The 21039-nt window shown below is 60.0% G+C and carries 18 protein-coding genes and 4 tRNA genes; 11 read left to right on the forward strand and 11 right to left on the reverse strand.

The features are described 5' to 3' along the window. Positions 1-15: 15 nt before the first annotated feature. Positions 16-990 (reverse strand): LysR family transcriptional regulator, encoded by a 975-nt coding sequence (locus TU73_RS22500; protein WP_057014059.1) that lies wholly within the window; start codon positions 988-990, stop codon positions 16-18. 89 nt (positions 991-1079) lie between these two features. Between TU73_RS22500 and TU73_RS22505 the strand changes: the two genes are divergently transcribed. Beyond that, positions 1080-1718, forward strand: coding sequence for an alanyl-tRNA editing protein (locus TU73_RS22505; RefSeq protein WP_057014123.1), 639 nt, complete (start codon positions 1080-1082; stop codon positions 1716-1718). A 19-nt stretch (positions 1719-1737) separates the two neighbouring features. On the opposite strand, the gene TU73_RS22510 is transcribed toward TU73_RS22505, so the two are convergent. Together TU73_RS22510 and TU73_RS22515 are read right to left on the reverse strand one after the other, a co-directional pair. After that, complete coding sequence (locus TU73_RS22510) at positions 1738-3312, reverse strand: alkaline phosphatase D family protein (protein WP_057014060.1); 1575 nt, start codon at positions 3310-3312, stop codon at positions 1738-1740. Beyond that, positions 3309-3863 carry a GNAT family N-acetyltransferase gene (locus TU73_RS22515; RefSeq protein WP_057014061.1) on the reverse strand — a complete coding sequence of 185 codons (555 nt, stop codon included), beginning with the start codon at positions 3861-3863 and terminating at the stop codon, positions 3309-3311. The genes TU73_RS22510 and TU73_RS22515 overlap by 4 nt, the downstream gene beginning before the upstream one ends. A 190-nt stretch (positions 3864-4053) precedes the next feature. Between TU73_RS22515 and TU73_RS22520 the strand changes: the two genes are divergently transcribed. From TU73_RS22520 to TU73_RS22545, 6 genes are all read left to right on the forward strand, one after another. Further along, positions 4054-4461: an ExbD/TolR family protein gene (locus TU73_RS22520; protein WP_003237138.1), complete on the forward strand. Its 408-nt coding sequence runs from the start codon at positions 4054-4056 to the stop codon at positions 4459-4461. Positions 4462-4463: 2 nt separating this feature from the next. Further along, positions 4464-5192, forward strand: coding sequence for an energy transducer TonB family protein (locus TU73_RS22525; protein WP_057014062.1), 729 nt, complete (start codon positions 4464-4466; stop codon positions 5190-5192). Positions 5193-5215: 23 nt separating this feature from the next. Then, positions 5216-7501 carry a TonB-dependent receptor gene (locus TU73_RS22530; protein WP_057014063.1) on the forward strand — a complete coding sequence of 762 codons (2286 nt, stop codon included), beginning with the start codon at positions 5216-5218 and terminating at the stop codon, positions 7499-7501. Positions 7502-7525: 24 nt separating this feature from the next. Continuing rightward, positions 7526-8173, forward strand: coding sequence for a MotA/TolQ/ExbB proton channel family protein (locus TU73_RS22535; protein ID WP_057014064.1), 648 nt, complete (start codon positions 7526-7528; stop codon positions 8171-8173). Positions 8174-8229: 56 nt separating this feature from the next. Next, positions 8230-9447 carry a phospholipase D-like domain-containing protein gene (locus TU73_RS22540; protein ID WP_057014065.1) on the forward strand — a complete coding sequence of 406 codons (1218 nt, stop codon included), beginning with the start codon at positions 8230-8232 and terminating at the stop codon, positions 9445-9447. Between the two features lie 95 nt (positions 9448-9542). Next, complete coding sequence (locus TU73_RS22545) at positions 9543-11282, forward strand: dipeptidase (RefSeq protein WP_057014066.1); 1740 nt, start codon at positions 9543-9545, stop codon at positions 11280-11282. Between the two features lie 33 nt (positions 11283-11315). Here the strand turns inward: TU73_RS22545 and TU73_RS22550 are convergent, their stop codons facing one another. Then, a complete protein-coding gene (locus tag TU73_RS22550; protein ID WP_057014067.1) occupies positions 11316-12977 on the reverse strand; it encodes a M24 family metallopeptidase in 1662 nt (553 codons plus the stop codon). A 77-nt stretch (positions 12978-13054) separates the two neighbouring features. Between TU73_RS22550 and pdxR the strand changes: the two genes are divergently transcribed. Beyond that, positions 13055-14545: a MocR-like pyridoxine biosynthesis transcription factor PdxR gene (gene pdxR / locus TU73_RS22555; RefSeq protein ID WP_057014068.1), complete on the forward strand. Its 1491-nt coding sequence runs from the start codon at positions 13055-13057 to the stop codon at positions 14543-14545. Between the two features lie 6 nt (positions 14546-14551). On the opposite strand, the gene gltS is transcribed toward pdxR, so the two are convergent. From gltS to TU73_RS22570, 3 genes are all read right to left on the reverse strand, one after another. Next, complete coding sequence (gltS, locus tag TU73_RS22560; RefSeq protein WP_057014069.1) at positions 14552-15763, reverse strand: sodium/glutamate symporter; 1212 nt, start codon at positions 15761-15763, stop codon at positions 14552-14554. Between the two features lie 162 nt (positions 15764-15925). Continuing rightward, positions 15926-16213 carry a hypothetical protein gene (locus tag TU73_RS22565; protein WP_056846288.1) on the reverse strand — a complete coding sequence of 96 codons (288 nt, stop codon included), beginning with the start codon at positions 16211-16213 and terminating at the stop codon, positions 15926-15928. A gap of 55 nt (positions 16214-16268) precedes the next feature. Next, positions 16269-17372: a polyamine ABC transporter substrate-binding protein gene (locus tag TU73_RS22570; RefSeq protein WP_057014070.1), complete on the reverse strand. Its 1104-nt coding sequence runs from the start codon at positions 17370-17372 to the stop codon at positions 16269-16271. A gap of 138 nt (positions 17373-17510) precedes the next feature. Between TU73_RS22570 and TU73_RS22575 the strand changes: the two genes are divergently transcribed. Next, positions 17511-18302: a helix-turn-helix transcriptional regulator gene (locus TU73_RS22575; protein ID WP_056846287.1), complete on the forward strand. Its 792-nt coding sequence runs from the start codon at positions 17511-17513 to the stop codon at positions 18300-18302. A gap of 79 nt (positions 18303-18381) precedes the next feature. Here TU73_RS22575 and TU73_RS22580 read toward each other — a convergent pair. From TU73_RS22580 to TU73_RS22595, 4 genes are all read right to left on the reverse strand, one after another. Continuing rightward, positions 18382-18457 (reverse strand) — tRNA-Gly (locus TU73_RS22580). A gap of 3 nt (positions 18458-18460) precedes the next feature. Beyond that, positions 18461-18536: transfer RNA gene (locus tag TU73_RS22585), tRNA-Glu, on the reverse strand. A 105-nt stretch (positions 18537-18641) separates the two neighbouring features. Beyond that, positions 18642-18717: transfer RNA gene (locus tag TU73_RS22590), tRNA-Gly, on the reverse strand. A gap of 3 nt (positions 18718-18720) precedes the next feature. Continuing rightward, a tRNA-Glu gene (locus TU73_RS22595) sits at positions 18721-18796 on the reverse strand. Positions 18797-19153: 357 nt separating this feature from the next. On the opposite strand from TU73_RS22595, the gene TU73_RS22600 reads away from it, so the two are divergent. Both TU73_RS22600 and TU73_RS22605 read left to right on the forward strand, forming a co-directional pair. Next, positions 19154-19924, forward strand: a complete 771-nt coding sequence (locus TU73_RS22600) for a hypothetical protein (RefSeq protein ID WP_057014071.1) — start codon at positions 19154-19156, stop codon at positions 19922-19924. 269 nt (positions 19925-20193) lie between these two features. Then, entirely contained in the window at positions 20194-21006 is an 813-nt protein-coding gene (locus TU73_RS22605; protein WP_057014072.1) for an alpha/beta fold hydrolase, read from the forward strand. Positions 21007-21039 lie beyond the last annotated feature (33 nt).

The raw sequence follows: 21039 nt of genomic DNA on the forward strand, positions 1-21039 counted from the left end.
ATAGCGGTCTGTCAGTCACCTTTGCATTGACTGACCCACTGCTATCGGGGGCAAGCCCCCTCCCACATTTAGCTTTGGCTCTTTCGCCATGCACTCCACCAGATAATCAATAAACACCCGCAACTTCGGCGGCAAGTACCGCGTCGGCGAATGCAGCAACCACGCCTCGCCATGGTAAGACGCAATAAAGTCCCACGCCGGCAACACTTGCACCAACTGGCCCGCCGCCAACGCATGCCGCGCCGTGAAATACGGCAAGCTGCCAATCCCCACATGCTGCAATACCGCATCCAACCGCACCCCAGTGTGGTTCGCCGCATAACGCCCGCGTACGCCAACCGTCACCGCCTTGCCGGCCTGGCGAAATTTCCAGCGCGAGTCGCCCGGAGTTTCCCCCAGGTAGATGCAACTGTGTTCGAGCAAATCGTGGGGATGGCATGGGGTGCCATGTTCGGCCAGGTACTGCGGCGTCGCGCACAGCAAGTGTTCGATGGGCAATAACTGGCGCCCGACCAAGCCAGGCGGCGGGCTGTCAGTGATGCGAATGCTCAGGTCGACGTTATCGTCGATCAGGTCCACGTGCCGATCCTCGAGAATCAATTGCACATCCACCTTGGGATAGCGCCGCAGAAATTCCGGCATATGCGGATGCACCACAAAGCGCCCCACCGCCTTGGGCACGCTGACCCGAACCAGGCCCTCGGCTTCATGGTTGAATTGGCCACTGATTTCCATCACCGAGCGGGCCGCGTTGACCATCTCCTGGCAACGCTTGAACACCTCTTCGCCACCCTCGCTCAGGCGCAGCTTGCGTGTGGTGCGTTGCAGCAAGCGCGTGGCCAGGGCCTGCTCCAGGCGTGAAATGCTGCGGCTCACGGCCGACGGCGAAACGCTCAGTTGCCGCGCCGCCTCCGAGAAGCTGCCGGTTTCCACGACTTTGACGAAAATCGCCATTTCACCCAACAGCGGCAAGGGAAGATTGATGCTCATGACGCACAGGTCCATTGATAATTGAACGGATTATCACCCATCCACGCACTATTTATACTGCCCACAGAACCCTGATGCGGATGTAGATGATGACCGAGCGCCTGTTTTTTACCCACGACCACCTGACGGCCGAGCTGGAAGTGCTCAGTTGCACTGCGCACGAAGAGCAATTTGCCGTGATCTTGCAGTCGACGATCTTCCATCCCCAAGGCGGCGGCCAGCCGTTCGACACTGGCTGGCTCGGAGATAGCCAGGTACTGCGGGTCATACAGGAGGCCGAACATGTGGTGCACTACGTTGATCAGCCGTTGCAAGCCGGCCCAGTCATTGCGCGAGTCGATGCACAGCGCCGCGCGCTGCACACCCGCCTGCATTCGGCGGGGCATTTGATTGGCAATGCCGGCGAACGTCTGGGCTGGATGCCGATCAAGGCCCACCATTGGCCGGGTGAAGGCAAGATCACGTTTATCCGTGGCGAAGCTGCACAGGACATGGATGCCCAAATGCTTCAACTGCAGGTCAACCAATGGATCGCAGCCGACTACCCACGGCATATGAGGCTGGAAGAAGGCATCCGGGAAGTTGGCTTCGGCCAGTTGCCGCCATATGCGTGCGGTGGCACCCATGTGCAAATGTTGAGCGAACTGGGCCAGGTGACGATTTTGGCATTGTCGGAGAAAAAAGGCGCCCTGTCGGTGCGCTACGAAATCAATGTGGGAGGGGGCTGATGCGCCACAGAGAAATAGGCTACACGGCAATCGCCCCCGCCCTCCCCGGCTCTACCACAAACGACTTCAACGTCGACACCGTCGCCGCCGGGTCCCGCGGATCACTGATCGCGCGAAAGTTCGTCAGCATCCGCTGGGCCGTCAACTCCACCGATACGTACCCGCGCTGCCGGCTGTCGAAGAACTTCACATGGGGGTTGAGCGGTATGATCTTCATAAAGGCGTCATAGGGCGGCCCGTCTGACGTCACCGACGAGCCGACGAACTCGGTGGCGACCACCGCCGAGTCCGGATTGTCGGCCTCTGCATGCAGGTCCGTGGCCCAGAACGAATGTATGTCGCCGCCCCAGAACACCGGATTGCTCAACCGATGGCGCGTGATGGACGCCAGCATCCGCGAACGGTTCGCCATGTAGCCATCCCAGCCATCGGTCCAGCGCCCTGGCTTGTGGTTGGTGAGATCACGCTGGATCAGCGGCGCCACCAGCAGGTCCTGGGCGATCACATTCCACTGTGCCTTCGACTGGGCAAACCCCTGGTCCAGCCAGGCTTCTTGCTGCCAGCCGAGCAACGTGCGGGCAGGGTCACGCAAGTCACGGCATGGGCTGGTCTCAATGTGCCCTTGGCGACTGCCATTGGCCTGGATACAGGGTTGCCCGGAACGGTATTGACGACCGTCGAGCACATGAAAACGGGCGAGCCGGCCATAGTCCAGGCGCCGGTAGATGCGCATGTCCGCGCCTTTCGGCACGCTGCTGGCGCGCAGGGGCATGTGTTCGTAATAGGCCTGGTAAGCCGCCGCCCGTTGCTGCAGAAATTGCGTCACGCCGACCTTGGGGTCCTGGGACCAACGGTTGGCATAGTCGTTCTGCACTTCGTGGTCGTCCCAGGTCGCCACGCTGGGCGCGGCAGCGTGCAGGGCCTGCAGGTCCGGATCGGTCTTGTACAGCGCGTAGCGGTTGCGGTAGTCACTCAGGGTCTGCGCATTGCCGCTGCCATGGGAGCGAAAAACCTTGCCGGAATCCGCCGCGTAGGAACTGTCGTAGATATAGTCGCCGAGGAAAAACACCAGGTCGGGCTGCTCGGCAGCCAGGTGGCGGTAGGCGCTGAAATAACCGCGCTCCCAGTGCGAGCAGGACACAAACCCCAGCCGGGCCGAGGCCATGGCATGCAGTGCAGGTGTGGTGCGCGCCTGGCCCACCGGGCTCTGCGCGCCCAGCCCTTCAAATTGGTACCAGTACGGCCTGCCCGCCTCCAACCCCGCCACTTCGATGTGCACCGAATGGCCGAAACGCTCGGTCGCCATGACCTCGCCTCGCTTCACGATCTGCGTCATCGCCGCATCAGTGGCGACCCGCCAACGTACCGGCACTGGACGACTCAACCCTCCGCGCCCATCCACAGCGTCGAAAGAAGGTGCCAGGCGCGTCCAGATCACAAAACCATCCGGCAACGGATCGCCGGACGCCACACCGAGGGTGAACGGATAATCCACCCCGGCACTGCGCGCAAACGGGCTGAGGATGGAAAACGCCGTAGCGACCGCCAGCCCGCTGAGTACTCGACGCCGGTCGTGGTCCACGACACCGCTCATAGCCGTTGCTCCCAATCGTCACGCACGATGGCAAACCCGAGCAGGTCCTCGTATACACCATTTTTCAAGAATGCCTGGCGCATACAACCTTCATAGCGCAGGCCGATCTTCTCCATGACTCGCGCAGATTCCTTGTTGCGGCCAAAACACTGGCTGTCTACGCGCTGCAATCCCAGTTCAGCGAAGCCGAAGTCCATCACCGCGCTCGCGGCTTCGGCGGCATACCCCTGGTTACGGCAGTGCGCCGCCACCCAGCCACCCAAGTGCCCGTAGTGATGACGAGCGCTCAGACGCAGGCTGACCATGCCAATCAATTCGCCAGAGTCACGCACATGCATCCCCAGGTTCAGGCACTCACTGGCGCGGTATTTTTCGCCGACCCCGGCAATAAACGCCTGCGCTGTTTCCAGGGTATAGGGCGATGGAATATTGGCCGTGTTGTCGGCAATTTTCGGCCCGTTGGCCAGCGCGAAAAGCATCTCGGCCTGGTGCATTTCCAGCGCTCTCAACAGCAGCCGCGGGGTGGATAAATGAGGCAACGCAGTGGGCATACGGGGCGGCTCTCGAGATAAATTCCTTGAGGATGTACCCCGTGCATGTCAGTTTCATTACGTCGCAAAAGTGACCGGTAAGTTTTCTGAAAGACGCGTCCTAGAGCCTTTAAACCGTCAATTAAAGTTAACCGTTCGGTCATTTTTGCCTGTTAGCGTCTTGCCCCTAATTCACTGACGGGGTAACGGAATGAGAACCTGGGACGAACCCAAGAAACGCAAGGCGCACATCGAGCTGATCCCGATGATCGACGTGATGATGTTCCTGCTGGTGTTTTTCGTACTGGTGAGCTTGAACGTGATTCCCGCGCTCGGCATGAAGACGCAATTGCCCAGCGCCAGCAGTTCACAGCAGCTCAAACCGCAAAACAAATTCATCCTCACCCTGGGCCTGGAAGGCCAGTTGCAACTCGATGGCAAGGACCTGACGGTGGATGCCTTGGTGCCGGCGTTGAAGGCCGCCGAAAAGCCCGATAGCAAGTCGACGATCATCGTCAACAGTGACAAAGGCGTGGAAGTCTCGCGCCTGGTGGAAGTGATGGACACCCTGCGCCTGGGTGGCTTCACCTCCGTATCCATCGCTACGCGTAAGTCCTGATCATGTACGTGCTGTTTCGTGCGCGTCAGCTGCTGGGCAGTGTCCCCGCCGTGATCGCCCTGGTGCTGATTGCACTGGGTATCCAGTCCCAGACCTTGAAGGTCGAGCCGGTGTATGACGAGTCGGCGGTCGAGTTGGCATTGGTCGAACCGGAGCCGGAAGTCGTCTCGGAACCGGTGGTGGAGCAAGAGCCGCCACCGCCGGTGATCGAAGACGAGGAGGCCGAGCCAGCGCCACCGCCACCGCCACCCAAGCCGCTGCCCAAACCCGAACCCAAGCCCAAGCCAAAACCGCTGCCCAAGCCGGTGGTTGCCAAGGCCGTGCCCACGCCGCCGGTGGCCGCAGCCAAACCCGTTGCGCCCGTGGCAGCCCCGACAGCGCCTGTGGCGCCGCCAGCCCCGCCTGCGCCGCCGAAAGTCGATGGCCAGGCCCTGGAAGGTGGTTACCTCAAAGGCTTGCGCAACGAACTGGACACCTACAAGCAGTACCCCACCGGGCGCCAGGCGTCCCTCGAACGCCCGAGTGGCGAGGTGGTGGTGTGGTTGCTGGTAGATCGCCAGGGTCGCGTTCTCGACTCCGGCGTACAAAGCCCGGCCTCAAGCATGCTGCTCAACCGGGCTGCCACCAACAGCTTGCGGCGCATCAAGCAAGTCAAGCCGTTCCCCGAGCAAGCCTTCGGGGGGCGCAACGAGCAACGCTTCACCGCCACCTTCAACTACAGCGTGCAATAAGCACCCGACCCAGGACGACAGTGATGAAGTTCACCCGTATTCATCTGGCACTCGTTGCCGCGACCAGCATGACCCAGGGAATGGTCATGGCAGATACCAGCGACAGTGACGTCGGCACCATTGGCGTACAAGGCAAGGCGACCGCCGGCGGCGGCTATATGGTCCCGGAGGAGAGCATCAAGGGCCGCTCCACGGTAACCAAGGAGGCCCTGGACAAGCAGGCCGCGACGGGCAACGCCATCGACAAGCTCAAGTACACCCCGGGCTTGAACATCTCCAGTGAAGACAACACCGGTCTCTCGGGTTTTCGCTTCACCATGCGCGGCATGAACTCCGACCAGGTGGGCATGTCGGTGGACGGCATGCCGATCAACGACTCCGGCAACTATGCGCTGTACTCCAACCTGCTGGGCGACCCGGAGAATATCGACCAGATCTTCGTCACCCAGGGCGCATCGGAAGCCGACGGCCCGCACATCGGTTCCAGCGGCGGCAACATCGGCATCGTGACCATTCGCCCGACCAAGGAAACCGGCGCCTTCGTCAAGCAAGTCGTCGGCAGCAACGCCACGCGCAAGACCTTCGCCCGCCTCAATACCGGCGAGATCAATGGCCTGAGCAACTGGCTGTCGGTGTCCCATACCGAAGGGGAAATGTGGCGTGGCTCAGGCGCGGTGCGCGCTGACAAGGTGGAGTGGAACAGCTTCTTCGACGCCGGCAACGGCAACACCGCCAACCTGATCCTCAAGTACCACGAGCAGGACAACAACAGTTACAGCCAGTTGACCAAGGCGCAGTTCCAGCAGAACGGCCGCAAGTACGATCCCTACCCGGCGACGCCGAGCGTGGGCAGCAATGGCAAGTACAACAGCTACTACGCCCTGGCGCAGAACCCGTTCCAGACCTTTACCGCCGTGCTCAACACCCAGTTCAAACTGGCCGACAACCTGGCCCTGTCGGTGATCCCGTATTACTACTGGGGCAACGGCAGCGGCGTCGGCTCGTCCGCCTATGCGCTCAACCGCGGCTCGAACCAGGGCGGTGTGTTCGACCTCGGCAACCTGCCCACCGCCGCGCAATACAACGCCGATGGCACGCCGAACAGCGGCGTGTATTACCGCCCTTCGCGCACCCAGACCTGGCGTCCGGGCATCACCACCAAGCTGACCTGGGACCTGGGCGACCACAGCCTGCAGTTCGGCTACTGGTACGAGCGCGCACGCCAGAGCCAGACCCAGCCGTTCATTCCGCTCAAGAGCAATGGCAAGCCGGTCGATACCTGGCCCGACTCCAACAGTGCCATCGTCGATGCCAACGGCAACCAGATCCAGGGGCGCGACCGCTTCACTGTCACCCCGGCGCAAAAAGTCTGGGCCCAGGACACCTGGTACATCAACCCGGACTGGACCTTCATTGCCGGCCTTGCGTACATGAACGTCGAGCGTGACGGCACCAACCACGGCAGCCTCACCGAGCAGCCGGAAAAACGTAACCAGACCTATAATAAACTGCTGCCCAACGTCGGTCTCAAATACCAGCTGGACGAGCGTGACCAGCTGTTCTACAGCCTCTCGCGCAACATGCGCGTACCGCAGAACTACGCGCTCTATGACAAGGGCGCCGACTCTATCAACCTCGAGCCGGAAACCAGCTGGAACCACGAGTTGGGCTGGCGCTACAGCGGCGACGACATGAGCCTGGCCGCCACCCTGTTCTACATGGACTTCAAGAACCGCCAGGTCTCATCCAAAGACATCAACGGCGACGCCGCCGACATCAACGTCGGTGCGGTCACCAACAAAGGGTTGGAGCTGGAATGGAGCGGCCAGTTGCCTCACCACTTCAACTACTACACCTCCTACACCTACACCAAAGCCGAGCAGCAAGACGACATGACCGTCTACAACGCCGGCAAAGCCATCGTCTTGCCCACCAGCGGCAAGCAGTTCGCCAACGTGCCCAAGAACATGCTGGCGGCCAACATCGGTTATGACGACGGGCGCTTCTACGGCACCTTCGGCGGCAAGTACACCAGCAAGCTCTACGGCGACCTGACCAACGACGAAGCCATTTCCGGACGCACCGTATTCAACCTCGGCGCCGGTATCTACCTGCCGGTGGACAAGAAGGTGGTCAAGGACGCAACCCTGCGCCTGAACGTCGACAACCTGTTCGACAAGAAGTACCTGGACGGCGTGTACACCACCAAGACCAACGCGGCCAGCTACAGCGGCTTTCGCGATGGCGACCCGGCGTACATCGTCGGCCTGGACCGCACCGTAACGGTTTCGCTGGAAGCGAATTTCTAAGACTGACCCAAGAGGAACACCATCATGGATATGAACCTGCTCCACGACGTCACCTTCTATGTGATGTATGCGGCGATGGCCATCGCGATCTTTATCGCCATCGAACGCGGCATCTACTTCGCCTATGTGCGCCGCCAGGCCCGCGCCCTCACCGACGCCCTGGGCCCCCAGGTACACAGCGAACGCGACTTGCCGGACAGCCTGACCCGCCGCCACAGCCTGCCGCTGAACATGGTGTTGCCGGTGCTGGCGCAGAAGGCATCGAATGGCTCGCGCAAAGACCTCGATGATGAAATCGAAACCCAATACCTGAAGACCCGCGCCCCCTTGGCCCGTAGCCTGTGGATCATCGAGACCATCACCACTGCCGCCCCGCTTCTCGGCTTGCTGGGTACCATTCTGGGCATCATCGACACCTTCAAGGCATTGGCGACGGCAGGGGTTTCCGACCCAGGGCAGATATCCGGTGGTATCGGCACGGCCTTGTTCGCCACCGGCCTGGGCATCGCCATCGCGCTGTTCTGCGTGGTGTTCCACAACTTCTTCCAGGACAGCCTGGAACGCATCAACGACCAGTTGAAGATCCTGCTGATCCGCGCCGCCAGCGGCGCCCGCGAGCAGGCCGAAGCGCCACACCGTGTGCCGACCCCGTTGCACAGCCGCACGGCATGACCCGCCGGGCGGGCGCGTCATGCACCCGCCCCTTCTTTTTGTCCGATGAGACGCTTATGTCCCTTTCGATGAAGTTGCGTATCACAAGCCTCGCCGGCTTGCTCCTTAGTCCGCTGGCCCAGGCGGACTTTTCCATTCCAGGGTTTGAATTGGTGCATACCGTGCCGGTGGACACCACCCTGGACACTGGCGATCTGCGCCAGACCGGCGCGGTATGGATCGAGTTGTTCGACGGTGCGAAAAGCCGCATTGATATCGGCCAGTTCTACGCCGCCGATCATCCCGGCTCGGTCATGGACAAGGTCATCGAGCACCTTGAGGCTGCCGGCAAGCGCGGTGTGAAAATCCGTTTCCTGCTGGAAGAAAAAGGCCTCAAGTTATCGGAAGCCGCCACCCTGGAACGCCTGCGTGCGATTCCCAACCTGACCTTCCGTGTGCTGCCCTACGGGCAACTGAGCGGCGGCATCATCCACGCCAAATACCTTGTGGTGGATGGCAAGCAGGCATTTATCGGTAGCCAGAATTTCGACTGGCGCTCCCTGGAACATATCCACGAAACCGGGCTGCGGATCACGGACGAGACGGTGGTGAGCCAGGTCCAGGCGATCTTCGATCAGGACTGGCAAGCCCAGGCCGCCCTCGCCGATAAACAACCGGTGCCGCTGCCGGCCACCGGCCAAGAGCCTGCACGTGTCGGCAATTACCTGGTGGCCAGCCCGCAACGCTACAACCCGCCCGGAGTAGGCGACTCACAGCTGGAACTGCCACGCCTGCTGGGCGAAGCAAAAAAAGAAGTGCGCGTGCAATTGCTCGACTATGCGCCGCTGTCCTACGGCCCGGATCGGACCCGGCCGTACTACGCGGTGATCGACAACGCCGTGCGCGCCGCAGCTGCCCGTGGGGTATCGATCAAACTGATGGTGTCCAACTGGAACACTGACAAGCTGGAATTGCCCTACCTCAAGAGCCTGGCGGTGCTGCCCAACGTCGAGATCAAGATCGTCACGCTGCCTGAGGCCAAGCAAGGCTTTATCCCCTACGCGCGGGTGATCCACAGCAAGACCATGGAGATCGACGGGCAAGTGGCGTGGATCGGCACCAGCAACTGGCTGGGCGGTTATCTGGATAACTCGCGCAACCTGGAGGTGGTGATGCGCAGTGAAGCGATGGCCAAGCGTGTGGGAGCGTTGCATGAACAATTGTGGGATGGGCCCTACGCTAGAGCCTTGAACGTGACTGATGAGTACCCAGCGCCTCATCCTGGCCAGCATTGACCTTGGGCACCTGAGTGATGGTAGTGTGTGGAAATGTTTCTGCCTTATCCGTCAGAAACGCCCTATTCACTACCTGCAAAGGAATGCCTCTAGCCATGCACTTTCCATTGAAAAAACTGGTGGCTGCCACCCTGTTCGCTACCAGCCTTGTGGCGGTCACCACCCCTGCGCTCGCCAACATAAGCGCCGAACAAAGCGCGGCGATCCTGAAGAGCTTTAGCGACACCTCAGTCACCGATTTCCGCAGTTTCCTCGGCACCCTGGCCAAGGGCGATCTGGGCAAGAGCAGTGACGTCGGCCCGGCCATCAGCACCTTTCTCGACAACAAGCCCCTGAACGCCGAGCAGCAGAACGAAATCAACCGCCTGCTCGGCATCTACACCCGGGCGAAGTACGGCAAGGCGGCCCTGGAAACCCTGCGTGAACTGGTGGAGATCCCGACGTTCAATGTAGACGGCCTGCCACAGTACAAAAACCCGGAATTCCTCAAGATCGCCGACAAGATCCAGGCCCTGGCCAAGTCCTTCAACCTGAACTTCCGTAACGTCGATAACCGTGTGTACGAAATCTCCCTGGAAGGCAGCGGCGACGAAGTCGTCGGTGTCCATGCCCACGCCGATGTGGTGCCGGTGACCCCGGAGAATTGGGTACTGCAAGACGGCACCAAGCTCGACCCGTTCAAGGTCACGCTGATCGGCGATCGCATGTATGGCCGTGGTACCGAGGATGACAAGAACGGCATCGTCGTGGCGATGTACGCCATGAAGGTGATCAAGGAAGAAAAGTTGCCGCTGGCGCGCACGTTCAAGCTGCTGGTGGACACCACCGAGGAAACCTCCGGTGACGCCATTCCTTACTATTTCGAACGCAATCCCGTGCCGCAATACAACCTGGCGCTGGATGGCGGCTATCCGGTAGTGATCGCCGAAAAAGGCTCGGGCACCGTCATGGCCACCTTCCCGGTGCGCAAGGGCGAAGGCCAAGGCGCAGAAATCATTTCGATGACTGGCGGCAAGGCCACCAACCAGATCCCTTCGGCCTCGGTTGCCACGCTGGTCAGCGATAATCCCGCTGAGTTGGCCGCCAGCCTGCAACAGGCCGGGGCTGACTATGCCAAGCGAAATGGCGGCAATTTCAAGGTGACCGCCCAGGTCGACGGCAAGGACGTCAAACTCACCGTCACTGGCGTATCTGCCCACTCCTCCGAACCTGAATCCGGGATCAACCCGGTGGCACGCATGCTGGAGTTGATCCACAGCGTCGACGGCAAGATCGCCCTCAAGCACAACCACATCACCGACGCCGCCCACTATGCGGCGGACAACTGGGGCCTGGACTACCTGGGCGGCAAACTGGGCGTGGGCTTTGCCGATGACTTCATGGGGCCGCTGACCACCTCGCCGACCTTTGTCGGCCTGGATGACAAAGCCTTCAAGCTGGCGGTCAACCTGCGTGCGCCGAAGGGCAAATCGCCGGAAAAACTCAAAGCCGAAATCGCCGAGAAGTTGAACGCCTGGGACAAACGCACCCAGGTCAAGGTGGACTTTACCTACTCGCTGGATACGCCGATGTACCGTAACCCTGAAGGTGAATGGGTCAAAGCCTTGCTGGCGGTCGCCACGGAAAACCTCGGCATGACGCACAAGTTCGGCACCTCGGCCGGCGCGACCTCTGTGCATGACCTGCCCAATGGTGTGCAGTTTGGCCTGGCGCGACCTGAAGAGAAATACACCGGGCATACCGACGGTGAGTTCAAGACCGTCGAGCAGTTTTTGCTGGACCTGCAGATTGTCACTGAAATGATGGGCCGAGTTGGTCAACTGCCCAAGCTCTGAGCGCAGCGGGAGCCCGCCGCAATGGCGGGCTCGTCAGGCTTGCAGCATCAGCATATCCTCAAAAAAACCACCGACCGGCTCCGTGGGATGGCACAGCTGGATTTCCAGCACCCAGGCCATCTCACTCGGTGGGATTTCCAGCTCCGCCAGCACCTTGCTTTCGAACAGCGCATGGGGAAAATCCGCAAGGCGGTGCCCTGCGAGGTTGCGCGCCAGCCTCCAGCCCTTGGACTCGGCGCTCTGCTCGGCGAAGTCATAGAGTTCACGTCCGGTCAGCCCGCGTAGCCAGGCTTCACGGGTTTCATCAAATACTTCATGCAGGGCTTTTTTACAGGCCAGGTGCAACGGCAAATCACCGAACACAAAGGTGTCGCCGTAGTCGCCTTCGTAGCCATCCCACACCGGGCCCAGGTCAACCACGGCGATGTCCGTGGCGCGCAGCCTGCGTTGACGGTCAATGCCTTCACGGGGTGGGCGCACCGTGTCGGCGCCAAAGCGAATGTAGGTTGGATGCCAGGTGTGGGACGCGCCCATGGCGTGCAGTTGCTCGGCAGCCATATCGAGGGCTTCGCCCGTGGTCATACCCACCTTCAATTGGCTGGCGATCGCCGCCAGGGCACGGATGGACTGCTCACGTGCCGCGAGCATGCCGTCCAGCGAGTAACGTGGGCCGACTTTTTCCCAAATCGGGTCCAATGGCTTGGAGGGCACTCCCGCACTCGAACGGCCACTGGGCACAAAGGCTTCCGCGACAAACCGGTGGCTGGGCAAGCCCGCTTCCAGACAAGCCGCACGTGTCTGGCTGATCATCGCGCCGTTACCGCAGGCATAGACCTGGGCAGCCTGCCAGTGATGACCATGACCCAGTGCAACTTCCTGCACCCGGCCCTCTGAGGCCAGTACCGGATGCCAGCGAAAACGCGGGTGGTCCATGATCATCCTGTCCAAAAACACACGGTCATAAAAATCTGCCGGCTGCGCACCGCCCCAGTACAACGTCACCTCCACATCGCGTTTCAAGGCGGTCAGCAGAATCGGCTTGATACCCGCGTAACCTGTGCCCGTGGCGAACAGCACGACCGGCGCACCGTCATCGTCCTGCCAGGTGCAGGCACCAAAAGGCCCTTCCAGTTGCAACAGGTCGCCGGCTTCAACGGCGCCCAGGAAGGTCTCGGAAAACAGCCCGCCGCTCACCCGACGAATCTGGAACCCCAGGCGCCCATCGCTTTCGGCCGGCAGGTTGGCGATCGAGAAACAACGCGAATCACCGTCGACCAGGCGGAACTTGACGTACTGTCCCGCTCGCACCGCCAGCGGCATATCCGGCATCACGATCAACTCGATGACATCCGGACTGAGCGCACGCTTGCCCAGCACCGTTGCCTCGACCACGAGCGCGGGCGTGTCCAGCGACCAGCCGGGAATTTCCAGGCGCATGTTGGAGCAGGCATGGCTCTGGCACAGCAGCATTTCATTGGCTGCCAGCGGGTAGGACGGCGCCGGCCCCCCCGGGTCCAGTTGCTTGGCACGGTACGCACCGTCGGCCACTACCACCTTGCACGATCCGCACGCGCCACGCCGGCATGAAAACGGCACGGTCAAGCCGCTGGCGAGCATTGCATCCAGCAACAGTTCATCGCCGGCTTCAAAGGTTTTCCCCGAGGGGGCGAGTTCGATGACATGGCGCGTGTTCATAAGGACCTCGGGATAAGTGAGACCTGATTGTTGCGCTAGACTAGGCCCATTAGAACCTCCAGATTTGGATAATTCAGATGGTCCAGATGCGCAAATGGCGCCCCTTGCTCAAGCTCGACGAAGATACCCACCAGGCGTCCTACCGCAAGATTGCCGAGGGCCTGGTCAGCGCGATCCTCGAAGGCCGCCTGGCGCCTGGAACCTTGCTGCCGGGCACGCGGGAAATGGCGCAGTTGCTCAACGTCAACCGCAAGACCGTGATCCTGGCCTACGAAGAAGCCATGACCAAAGGCTGGCTGATCAGCGAGCCGCGCCGTGGCACCTTCGTCAATGCGCAACTGACGCCCAAACCCATGCCCAGTGCTGCGCAACCGTCCTTCGCGCCGCCGCTGCTGGAGCAGCCGGTAGTGCCGTATTTCACCCACAACGCCCAAGTGGTCGCTCTCCAGCATCGACAGGGTGCGCTGTTTTTCGACAATGGCACCAGCGATCACCGTTTGCTGCCCCAGGCCGTTTTGCATCGCTACTATCGTCATGCATTGCGCAACAGTTTTGCCTCCAACACCTTGCGCTACGGCAGTGAGGGCACCGGCTACCATTTGCGTTGCGCCCTGGCCGACATGCTGCGAAATAATCGCGGGTTGGCGGTGAATGCCGAGAATATCTGTCTGACCCAGGGCACCCAGATGTCGCTGTACCTGAGCGCAAGCCTGCTGCTCAAGCCCGGCGACGTGGTGCTGGTAGAGCGTTTGAGTTACCCGCCGGCGTGGGAAATTTTTCGAAAACTCGGCGCACAACTGGTCACGGTCGACATCGATGATGAAGGTTGCCGCACCGACCAGATCGACCGTTTATGCCGCGAGCATGACGTGCGCATGATCTACCTCACGCCCCACCACCAGTTCCCCACCACCGTGAGCTTGCATGCAGCACGCCGGCAACACTTGCTGGCACTGGCGGCGCAACATGACTTTTGCGTGATCGAGGAAGACTACGATCACGAATACCATTTCAGCGGCCGCCCTTACCTGCCGCTGGCCAGTGACCGCGCCCAGCGCCATGTGATCTACATCGGTTCTTTATCCAAGGTGCTGGGCTCAACGTTTCGTTGCAGCTACATCGTGGCGCCCGCCCAGGTGATTGAGGTTTTGCAGCGCAATGGCGCATTGATGGTGGGCGATGCCGATGGGGTGGCGCAGGCCATGCTGGCGGACTTGATCAATGATGGTGAGTTGAAAAAGCACCTGCGCCGCGTCTCGAAAGAATACCTGGCGCGCCGAACTGTGCTGCGCGATTGCCTCGACCAGGCATTCGGCGATCGCATACAGGTGCGCGAGCCTGAGGGTGGCCTGGCGCTCTGGGTACGCTTCGAGGAAGGAATCGACGTGGATGGCTTGGTAACCACCGCCCTGGACCATGGGCTGGTGGTGCGCAGCGGTCGCCAGTTTTCACCCAACGACCGTCCGGAAAATGCGCTGCGCCTGGGCTTTGCATCCCTGGACCGGGATGAAATCGCGCAAGCCATGCAGCGCTTGGCCCAGGCAATGAAAGCGATGGGCATGGGGTGAAGCGACTTACCCCGCGGCCCCCAGGAACGGCAGTGCCAAGTACAGCTTGATCACCACAGCATTGGTGATATCGATGAAGAATGCCCCGACCATCGGCACCACCAGGAACGCAATCTGCGACGGCCCGAAGCGCTGGGTCACAGCCTGCATATTGGCAATCGCCGTGGGGGTGGCGCCAAGCCCGAACCCGCAATGACCGGCCGCCAATACCGCCGCGTCGTAATTACGGCCCATCACCCGGAACGTCACGAAAATCGCAAACAACGCCATCAACAGTGCCTGCGCAGCCAAAAGGATGACGATCGGCAAGGCCAGCGCCGCCAGGTCCCAGAGCTTGAGAGACATCAGCGCAATCGCCAGGAACAACGACAAACTGACATTGCCCAGTACCGACACTTCGCGCTCGAACACCTGGTGCCAGCCGAGGATCGACAGCCCATTGCGCAGCACTACACCGACGAACAATACGCAGACGAAGGTCGGCAATTCGAAGGCAGTGCCTTGGATGGCACTGTTGAGCAAGGTGCCGGCCTTCAGGCTGATCGCCACCAACGCCAGGGTCTCGATAAACGAAAACGCCGTGATCAGACGCTCCTGGTTGGGCTGTTCGAAGCCCTTTGGCAAGCGCGGCTGCGGTTGCCCGACACCTGGCACTTCGACCCGCTTGATCAGCAAGCGCGCCACGGGGCCACCAATCAGGCCACCGAGTACCAAGCCAAACGTCGCCGACGCAATGGCCAACTCAGATGCAGAAGCTACGCCATATTGCTCACTGAACACCGCGCCCCAGGCCGCACCAGTGCCATGCCCACCGGATAATGTCACCGAGCCGGCCAGCAAGCCCATCAGCGGATCCAGGCCAAGCGCCGTGGCCAGTGCGATACCCATGGCGTTTTGCAACACCAGCAGCGCGGTTACCACCAGCAGGAATATGGCGACTATGCGCCCGCCCTTCTTCAGGCTGGCGAAGTCTGCGTTAAGGCCGATAGTGGCGAAAAACGCCAACATCAAGGGGGTTTGCAAAGAGGGGTCGAAGCGTACCTCGATATCGGCCAGGCCGCGCAATGCCAGGAGTAGCAGGGCGACCAACAAACCACCGGCGACCGGTTCGGGAATATTGTAGGTGCGCAAGAAGCCGATCCGCGCCACCAGCCATCGCCCCAGCAATAGCACCAGCGAAGCGGCCACCAATGTTGAATAAAAATCGAGTTGAACCATCTGGGCAGTTCTCTGAAGTGAGCAAGGAGAATGGGGTGGCCAGAGTAGAGAGCACGACAGAGAAACGCACCTCCTCCACAAAAAGTACAGACTATCCCTACAAGTTTTACAAGAATGCCCTACGACGAGCTGCGCTTCTGAAAGGAAAGACGGCCCATGAGGCTATCCACGATAGCGTCGCAACAAGGGCCAGTTGGAGGCGAGGGCTCCGGGCTCATAGTCGCGCCCCTCGACCCGCACAAGGTCAGGGAACTCGAGCAACAATGCACGGTTGCCCCTGCCGATGTGCTCCATCACTGCCAGGGTAATGTTCTCGCGCACCATGCCCGTCGAGACGTAATACATGGCCCAGGCCTGTTCGGGCGTACAAAGGCCGATCTGCTCTTCAATCTCTTTGTATGCCTTATAGTCGTCTGACTCCAGATAGCCCTGATCAACACCTTGGCGCATGCTGTCTCCCTCCTCCGGCCCCCGCCCTGTGGTCAGCCGGCCAATAGTTCTACCCTCACGTACCACTCTTGACCTTGGTCCACACACGGGTGCGGATGCGCTCGGCCTTCAGCGGCAGGGGCTCGAGCGGGACCAACGTTGCCATGGTCTTTTTATCGGGATAAATCCACGGGTTATCCCGCAGCTTCTGCTCGACGAACTGGGTGGCATCTTTATTGGCGTTGGGATAGAGCATGTAGTTGGATGTCTTGGCGATCACCTGTGGCCGCAACATGTAATTGATAAATTCCAGGGCGGCCTTGGGGTGCCGGGCATCCTTGAGCAGCACCCAGTTTTCAGACCAGACCAATGCCCCTTCCCGGGGCAGGCTGTAGGCAATCTTGCGTCCGCTGTTGGACTTTTCATTGATCGCCTGCGCCGCCAGGGCACCGTTGGCCCAGCCTACGACGGCGCAGATATTGCCATCGGCCAGGTCGGTGTCGATGCGAGAGGAGTCGAAATAAAGGACGTAGGGGCGGATTTTCAACAGCAGGGCCTGGGCCTTCTGATAATCCTCGGGGTTGGTGCTGTTGCTGGGCAGCCCGAGGTAGTGCAAGGCAATCGAAATGATCTCGCTGGGCGAGTCGAGCATGGCCACGCCACACGCCTTGAGCTTGCTGATGTTCTCTTCCTTGAAGATCAGGTCCCAGCTGTCCACCGGGGCATCCTCACCCAGTGCCGCCTTGACCTTATCCACGTCGTAGCCAATGCCGGTGGTGCCCCATACGTAGGGTACGGCGTAGCGATTACCGGGATCATTGACCGCCAGCAGAGCGAGGATATCGGGATCGATGTGCGACAGATTGCTCAATTGCGAGCGATCCAGCGGCTGCAACACGCCGGCCTTGATCAGCCCGGGCAGCACATTGGAGGTGGCCACCACCAGGTCATACCCGGTGCGTCCGGCCATCACCTTGCTCTGCATGATTTCTGCGCTGTCGAAGGCGTCCATGTGCAACTTGATGCCGGTTTCCTGCTGGAATTCCCTCGGGGTCTGCGGCTCAAGAAACCCGAACCAGTTATACAGATACAACGAAGATTGGGCGGCGCCTGCCGGTGTACTGATTGCGGCTCCCAGCAGCGAGGCTAAAAAAATAGCTCGCAAGTGTGATCGACTCATATGACTATTCCCTGTCCACCCGACATGCCTTCATGGCTATCGTTAGTTCGGGGTGAATATACCGGGCATGGTTGAATAGTAAATACCTAGAAATACTTAGCCCTGGCCTGCCAATCCCTAACCCTAAAGGGGTAGAACATGTCGCTTGACCTTCATAGCCTGGCCTGGCATCGATCCGTTGGGAAACTGATCATGCAGCTCAATCGGCCAGAATTCTGGAGCTCATTGATTCGTGTATTGAATGAATACGTGCAGATAGACAATTGGGTTGTACTGGTTTTCGGCGATCACTCTGTACGCGTGATCAGCCTGCCTGAGGTAGCTGACAGCGAAGAGGTTGACGCCTTTATTCATCGCTATGTGAAAGGTCTTTATCTACTGGACCCGTTTTATATCGCTGATCGAGAAAACCCGCAGAGCGGCTTCTTCCATCTGCTCGATATTGCGCCGGAACACTTTCTTGAGACCGAGTACTACCATCAGTATTTCGCGCAATTCATCTCGGTCGATGAGGCGCAATACAACGTACGCCTCGATGCCGACAGAACCTTGTGCATGTCGTTTGGCAGCAACGTGCGGTTCACACAGGCGCAAGTTACCATGCTCGACATGATCAAGCCGTGGGTGACGGCGATGATGCACCAACGCATGTGCTTTGAAAGCGACCAGGAAAAGAACATCGCCGAGCCAGCGCCATGGGCTGAAGCCATAGCCCAGTTGGAGGCCCAGATAACCACTCGCGAAAAAGATGTACTCAAGTTGCTGCTCAGCGGTTTTTCCAACAAGGAGATTGCCGGGAAGCTGTCGCTGTCAACGGAAACCATCAAAGTCCACCGCCGCAACATCTATAGCAAGTTGAATATAAAGTCGCAGTCCGAACTGTTTGCGCGATTTTTTATGCCAAGACAGGACGCGCCTGCGGCCACTTGAGTGCTGACAGTGCGCGGGTGAGTTAAATTCAGCACACACAAAAACGCCGATCATTACTGATCGGCGTTTTTGTTAAATATGGAGCGGGAAACGAGACTCGAACTCGCGACCCCGACCTTGGCAAGGTCGTGCTCTACCAACTGAGCTATTCCCGCAAATGGCGTCCCCTAGGGGACTCGAACCCCTGTTACCGCCGTGAAAGGGCGGTGTCCTAGGCCACTAGACGAAGGGGACACGCTACTGAAACACATGGTGTGTATTTCAGTGCCCAGAGGCCTCATCCGAAGACTTGGTCCTGGTTTCACTCAATGCCGCCCGAGGGCAACACTGCTTAAAAATTGGAGCGGGAAACGAGACTCGAACTCGCGACCCCGACCTTGGCAAGGTCGTGCTCTACCAACTGAGCTATTCCCGCATATGGCGTCCCCTAGGGGACTCGAACCCCTGTTACCGCCGTGAAAGGGCGGTGTCCTAGGCCACTAGACGAAGGGGACACACGTACAACATTCACTCCCTACCGCGTTTCGCTGTGTGCTTTACGCTGTAAGTGGCGCGCATTCTATGGATGGATTGAAAGGTCGTCAACCCCCATGGATAAATTTATTTAAATCAATGACTTCGCCATCGTTTACCGGCCTTCCCGGGCTTTGTCGGCGTCCGAGCCTTGGCGCCTATATTCTGGCGCCCGCCAAGACGTTATAGTTCACCCGGGCAAGTGATGGCAATGTGCAGCCATACGGGCACGCCTACCTATATAGAAGAAAGTACCTGGGCAATTGGTCGATCAATCCTATCCGCCGGCTGACCCAGTCACTACACTCAACAGCAAACCCTATAAAGAGGTCACACCGGTGACACCACTCATGATCACCCTGCTGGTAATAGCCGGGATCGCAATACTGATCGCCATTGGCTACATGAACCACGTGGTGGAAAACAATAAGCTGGAAAAGAAGCGCACCGAGATCGAGCTTAACGATCGGCTGCGCCGCTGCGGTGAAATCACCGAGACCTTTCCTGGCCAACTGATGACCCCGGCGCTCAAACTGTTGCTGGCCCGCCTGGAGCTGAACGTCAACCAGCGCCTGTTGAACCTCAATAAATCCAGCGCGCCACTCAAGGCACGTATCGCCGAGCTGAATGCGCTGATCGCCCAGGGCGAGTCTATTCCGGTAGCGAACCCACCGGCACCGATCCAGACCGAAGCCAAGGCCAAGGACGTACGCTTTTTGCTGGAAGCCTTGCACGGCCAAGTCACCCGTGCAGCCCAGGATGGCTTCCTGCCGACCAACGAGGCCAAGCACTGGATCAAGGAAATCCGCCATATCCTGGTGCTGCTGCATATCGAGTTCTTCAACAACCTCGGCCAGCATGCCCTGCAGCAAGGCCAACCGGGCCAGGCGCGCCTGGCGTTCGAGCGTGGTGTGCAGTACTTGCGCAAACAACCGGAGCCGGTGCTCTACAGCGCACAGTTGCAGCTGCTGGAATCACAACTGGCGCGCGCCAACTCCACGGTACTGACCAACAGCCAGCCCGCCGAGGACGAAGTCAACGAGTTGACCGAGGGGCTGAAGGTCGTCGACGCCGATGCCGAGTGGAAGAAGAAAGCTATCTACGACTGACAGCCCAGGCAACAACGCGGAGCAAAGGCGATTTACCTGGTGTAAGACGATCCAAATGTGGGAGGGGCTTGCTCCCGGTTGCAGTGGTTGAGTCAACAGATGTATCGACTGACGCCCAGCTATCGAGAGCAAGCCTCCCTCCCACATTTGGATCGCGGGACATTAGTTGGATAGCACCCTCACTCCACAGGCCATCACTTTGCACCTATCCCCCCACCCACAACTAGCGTAAAAAAGTGCCCCTCACTCCGTGAAGTTAGAGGCCTGTTATGCCTGTTGCCGTGATTGATGGACAACCGCTGCACTATCTCGACCAGGGCACCGGCCCGGTCGTCCTGTTAGGTTCGAGCTACCTGTGGGCCAGCGACATGTGGGCGCCGCAGATTGAAGCGCTGTCGCAGCAATACCGGGTGATCGTCCCCGAGCTGTGGGGCCATGGCGAGTCGGGCAAGCTGCCGACGCAAACCGAGTCCCTCGATGGTCTGGCTCGCCAGGCCCTGGCACTGCTCGATCACCTGGAGATCGAGCGGATCAACCTGGTGGGCCTGTCGGTCGGTGGCATGTGGGGCGCACGCCTGGCATTGCAGGCTCCCGAGCGCGTCAACAGCGTGGTGCTGATGGACACCTACCTCGGCGCCGAACCCGAAGCGACGCGCCAGTACTATTTCTCGCTGTTCAAGATGATTGAAGACGCTGGCGTGATCCCTGAACCGTTGCTGGATGTGATCGCACCGATCTTCTTCCGCCCGGGCATAGACCGCGAATCGGCGCTGTACCAGGATTTTCGCACGTCCCTGCAAAGCTATTCCAAGGAGCAACTGCTGGAAAGCATCGTGCCCCTGGGCCGCTTGATCTTTAGTCGCGAAGACATCCTGGCGCAACTGCCACGCCTGGACTCCGACACCACCCTGGCGATGTGCGGCGAGCAGGACAAACCCCGGCCGCCCGAAGAGTCCAAGGAGATGGCCGACCTGATTGGCTGCGACCTGATCCTGATCCCCGAGGCCGGGCATATTTCCAGCCGCGAGAACCCGGAATTCGTCAATGAAGCCCTGCTGACCTTCCTCGCCAACCACGCCTGATCGTCCTGCCTATTGATCGCAGTGCCGTCGCTG

The organism is Pseudomonas libanensis, assembly GCF_001439685.1.
GTDB classification, from domain to species: domain Bacteria; phylum Pseudomonadota; class Gammaproteobacteria; order Pseudomonadales; family Pseudomonadaceae; genus Aquipseudomonas; species Aquipseudomonas libanensis.